The sequence below is a fragment of the Oscillibacter sp. genome, assembly GCF_032060045.1.
Classification (GTDB): domain Bacteria; phylum Bacillota; class Clostridia; order Oscillospirales; family Oscillospiraceae; genus Oscillibacter.
On the sequence record NZ_DAMBZJ010000016.1, the window covers coordinates 18,137 to 20,949 of the forward strand.

General features: G+C 55.3%; 4 protein-coding genes. All 4 read right to left on the reverse strand.

The annotated features are described in order from the left end of the window. Positions 1–1,007 (reverse strand): DUF3794 domain-containing protein (locus tag RT018_RS08095; RefSeq protein WP_312940874.1); only part of this gene is annotated, 1,007 nt, incomplete at its 3' end. A gap of 168 nt (positions 1,008–1,175) precedes the next feature. After that, positions 1,176–1,337, reverse strand: a complete 162-nt coding sequence (locus tag RT018_RS08100) for a hypothetical protein (protein ID WP_293007591.1) — start codon at positions 1,335–1,337, stop codon at positions 1,176–1,178. A 143-nt stretch (positions 1,338–1,480) separates the two neighbouring features. Continuing rightward, on the reverse strand, positions 1,481–2,368 hold the full coding sequence (gene rsgA / locus RT018_RS08105; protein WP_312940876.1) for a ribosome small subunit-dependent GTPase A: 888 nt from the start codon (positions 2,366–2,368) through the stop codon (positions 1,481–1,483). After that, a partial coding sequence (locus RT018_RS08110) for a PASTA domain-containing protein (RefSeq protein ID WP_312940878.1) occupies positions 2,361–2,813 on the reverse strand: 453 nt, incomplete at its 5' end. The genes RT018_RS08110 and rsgA, both read right to left, overlap by 8 nt.

Consider the following 2,813-nt stretch of genomic DNA (forward strand, 5'->3'; position numbering starts at 1 on the left):
ATTTCCAGCACCTCCCGCACCGTTTGACGGCGGGTCAGGGTTTCTGCAAAGTCGCACAGCTGCAAAGGCTGGGCCTCGTAGCTCAAGTCATAGGCCGTGCTGTACAAATCGCACAGCAGCGTCACGTCCTGCTCCTGGCGTAGCAGGGCCGTGGCGTGGAGATACAGCGTAACGGCAATCTTTCGGTTATCGTGGTCTCCGTCCACCTGAATATCTGTGCCGGTGAGCTGAACACTAACCGAGGCCACGCAGCCCTCGGTCGCGCCATCCACCTCCATAATCTGGGAAAACGGCAACTCGCCCGAGGTGGAGCAGCATCGTCCTTCTAAAGAGCGGTACAGGAGACAAACCGTGAAAATCCCCTTCAAAATCAGCTTGCTGCCCACCACTTTTGTCTCCGTCACGCAGACGGACACCCGGCTGGACAGAATTTCCGCAGCGCCTTCCCTGCCTGGAGACAGGTCCAGCTCATCAGAAAATGTAAAATCTTTTTCTGCGATATGTGTCAATGCGGTGGTATGCTGCACCTCCTGCCGTTTTTCAACGCACAGGGCCGCGTTTGTCTCGGCGTCGGTACAAAATTCCGTCTCCATCCGTCGATATCCGGTGAGGCGGGTGACAAGCCGGCAGCGAGTAAACACCTTGCGGGGATTCAGCGCACGGGTTTCCAGCAGCTCCGGCTCGGTGTCCGCTACCAAAAGCACGCACTCCGGCATGGCCTTGGCGTCCGACTCGGCGGAAAAGGGCATTGCAAAATCCAGTGTGCGAACGCCACTCTCCCCATCCGGGGTATAGAGCACCGTCACCCGCACGGTGCCGGAAATTTCCGCCTTTCCGTCCCGCAGCTCTCGGCTGTGGAGATAGACTTTGCCCTCCGTGTCGATGATGCGGGCAATGTCGGGGCAGTAATCCGGCACAATTGTCTCCGCCGTTTCCTCCTGCGTCAGCACCAGCTCCCCGCCCACGTCATAGGCGTCAAAGCGAGCTTTTTTCAAATCCAGTTCCATTCAGACCATCCTTTCCCGGCCATTGTGATTCTGGCCTATCCTATGCCGGGAGGATGAGGGTTATTCCTTTATCCCGAACAACCTGCGCAGCAGACCGCACAGCGCTTTCGGCGACTTCCAGACGACGATTTTCATACAGACGCACTCCTTTTCCAAATCAAACTCATCTCAGCGCCGAAGACAGGCGCTCCCGCAGGCGATCAGGAGTAGCGCGACGATAAACAGCAGAAAGCCAGTGGGGAAAATCGCCGCAATTAAAATGCCCAGCCCCAGCGACACCGCACATACGCCCAGCCAGCAACCTCCTCCTCCACCACGGCCACACCACATATCCGCCGCACCTCCTCTCGTATTCCAGTATATACGCGGGAAGAAAAAAGCGTGCGGAACAATGCGCCAAATCAGGGAAATTTTTGCGCGGAAAAGGAATAATTAGAAGTGCGGATACCGATTTTACGGTATCCGCACTTACCTTATTTCTTATGCTCCGCCCATTCCTTGAGAGGCTTTAGCTCCTCGTAAAGCCGGAGATAACTATTATGACGGCTTTTTTGAAGTTTCCCGTCCATGAGAGCCTCCAGAACTGCGCAGCCTTTTTCCTTTGTGTGGCTGCACCCCACAAAACAGCACTCCTCCCGATAGGGCGCAAAGTCCGGAAAAGTCTCTGGAAGGTGGCGTTTCAGCTCTAAATCCAGTTCTTCGGAATCAAAGGACGCAAAGCCAGGTGAATCCACTACCTCCGCACCGCAGGACAGGTGAAAGAGCTCTACGTGACGGGTGGTATGCCGTCCTCGACCAAGAGCCTCGCTGATCTCCCCCACCCGTAATCCAAACGTAGGGTCCAGTGTATTTAAAATACTGGATTTCCCCACGCCGGAGTTCCCTGTAAAGGCAGATAGCTTTCCACTTATTAAGGGTTTCAATTCTTCCAGTCCCTCTCCTGTCTCTGCGCTGACGCGGACTGTGGGAAAGCCTGCGGCACGGTAAATCTCATATAAACCATCCGCGCTGTTCAAGTCGCACTTGTTCAGCACCACCACCACGCCACAATCTTTCAGCGCCGCGATGGCGGAAAGTCGGTCAATCAAATAGGGATCGGTTTTGGGAAGGGCTTCGGAGGCAATTACTACAATCTGGTCCACATTTGCTACGGATGGACGATGAAAGGTATTCTTCCGGGGCTTTATGGCCTCTACATAGCCTTCGCCGCCGCCCAGCTCCCGAATTTCCACATTGTCCCCCACCAAGGGGGAAAGGCCCTCTTTGCGAAATTTTCCCCGGGCCCGGCAGCAGATTATTTCACCGTCGCACTCCACATAGTAAAACCCGCTGAGGGCCTTTTGAATCCGGCCCTCACGCATCAAAGTTTACCGTGCGTGTTTCAAACAGCGTTCCGTCGTAATACACCTGTACCGTTCCGGTGCCGGTGCCATACAAGTCCACGGTCGTGGTTCCGTCGCTGCAATTCACATTGCCGTCAAACTGTGACTGACTGTCCAGTAAAACCACCATATGAACGGTTTCCCGCCCATCCTGCGGCAGCGAGAAGGTGGCTGGCTGGAGAATCAAATTTTGCGCAGGATTACTCGTGCCAGCGGGACCCTTGCTGACAGAGAGGATAATTTTGTCTCCCTTGTTGGCCTTGGTGTTTCCGGCGGGGTTCTGCGCCACCACCATGCCAACGGCCTCGTTGCTCTCCACATCTTTTACCTCTACGTCAAGCCCCAGACTTTCGGCCAGTTCCGTTGCCTTGTCAACGGGAAGTGCGGTGAGGGGCAGTACATCCACCGGAATTTTCTCCGGTCC

Bases quoted from the DNA above. Each gene is read 5' to 3' on its own strand.
- rsgA (WP_312940876.1), bottom strand. From the start codon at position 2,368: ATGCGTGAGGGCCGGATTCAAAAGGCCCTCAGCGGGTTTTACTATGTG.
- RT018_RS08100 (WP_293007591.1), bottom strand. From the start codon at position 1,337: ATGTGGTGTGGCCGTGGTGGAGGAGGAGGTTGCTGGCTGGGCGTATGT.